The organism is Vibrio sp. Vb0598, assembly GCF_033338935.1.
Lineage (GTDB): Bacteria > Pseudomonadota > Gammaproteobacteria > Enterobacterales > Vibrionaceae > Vibrio > Vibrio alginolyticus.
On record NZ_JAWOTP010000107.1, the window covers coordinates 1 to 1,454 of the forward strand.

General features: G+C 44.5%; 1 protein-coding gene and 2 pseudogenes. All 3 read left to right on the plus strand.

Annotated elements, in window-relative coordinates; translation table 11 throughout:
* Nucleotides 1-110: pseudogene (locus R7Q38_RS23280) on the plus strand (isoprenyl transferase); the annotation flags it as partial.
* Nucleotides 111-122: 12 nt separating this feature from the next.
* Nucleotides 123-965, plus strand: coding sequence for a phosphatidate cytidylyltransferase (locus tag R7Q38_RS23285; RefSeq protein WP_005480977.1), 843 nt, complete (start codon nt 123-125; stop codon nt 963-965).
* Nucleotides 966-1,016: 51 nt separating this feature from the next.
* Nucleotides 1,017-1,454: pseudogene (locus R7Q38_RS23290) on the plus strand (1-deoxy-D-xylulose-5-phosphate reductoisomerase); the annotation flags it as partial.

Sequence of the window (1,454 nt, forward strand, 5' to 3'; positions counted from 1 at the left end):
CAGAGTTTGACGAAGACAGCTTAGTTGAAGCTGTGACGTGGTTTATTAACCGTGAGCGTCGTTTTGGCTGTACTGGTGAACAAGTAAAGGCATTGATGACGGCTCAATAAGGACTAATTAGTTTGAAACAGAGAATAATAACAGCACTAATTTTAGCTCCCCTGGTTATTTTAGGTATTTTTAAGTTACCCCTAATGGGCTTTATTATCGCGTTGACGGCGATAACACTGTTAGGTTTTTGGGAGTGGACACAATTTACAGAAAGCAATTCTCGCATTGCTGCACTGATTCCGGCAGCCGTTGTTACCGGACTTAGTTTTCTCTTTATCTCACCTGACGCACATAGCTTAAACCATTTAAGTACACCTCATTATGTTGTGTTAGGACTTGGTTTTGTGTGGTGGATTATTGCGAGCTTGATGGCAATTACTTACCCGAAAACCACAAAATCTTGGCAAGGCAACCTTGTTTTACGACATGTTTTTGGTTTTCTGACATTACTCCCTTTTCTTTGGAGTGTAATCATTCTAAGAGCCTCAGACATTTCGGTAGATCCATACCACGGTGCAAAGCTCGTAATGTACGTTTGCTTCTTGGTATGGGCTGCAGACAGCGGTGCTTACTTCGCTGGTAAAAGTTTAGGCAAGCGCAAGATGGCACCACATGTTAGCCCAAACAAAACGATTGAAGGTCTTATTGGCGGTATCATCGCGGCACTGATTGTTGGCTGGTTGTTCGCCGATTGGTTCAATATCCAGTTCACGAGCCCAATTCATATGATCATCATTACGTTGATCACTGTCGTGATTTCTGTATTAGGTGATTTAGTCGAAAGCATGTTTAAGCGTGTTTCTGGCATCAAAGACAGCAGTAACATCATTCCAGGCCACGGTGGCGTATTAGATCGCATCGATAGCCTGACTGCTGCATTTCCAGTCTTTGCTCTTCTATACTACGTATTCTAATTTATCGGGAGCGGCTTCATCGCTCCTGAATTTTTCTAACGGTCTTACATCATGCAAAAGTTAACGATTCTTGGTGCAACAGGCTCAATAGGTGCAAGCACCTTAAAAGTGGTTGAACAAAACCCAGAGCTGTTTTCTGTGGTCGCACTAGCGGCTGGCACTAACGTTGAAAAGATGGTGGCACTTTGTCGCCAATGGCAGCCTAAATTCGCGGTAATGGCGGGTAAGGCTGCGGCTGTTGCTCTGCAATCAGAAATCCACACCATTTCACCAAATACAGAAGTGTTAGGTGGTGTTGATGCACTTTGTCATGTGGCTTCATTAGAAGAAGTAGATAGCGTAATGGCAGCCATCGTTGGTGCAGCGGGTTTGTTGCCAACCATGGCGGCCGTTAAAGCGGGTAAGCGCGTATTGCTGGCGAATAAAGAAGCGCTTGTCATGTCTGGACAGTTGTTTATTGATGCCGTTGAACAATACGGGGCAGAGTTG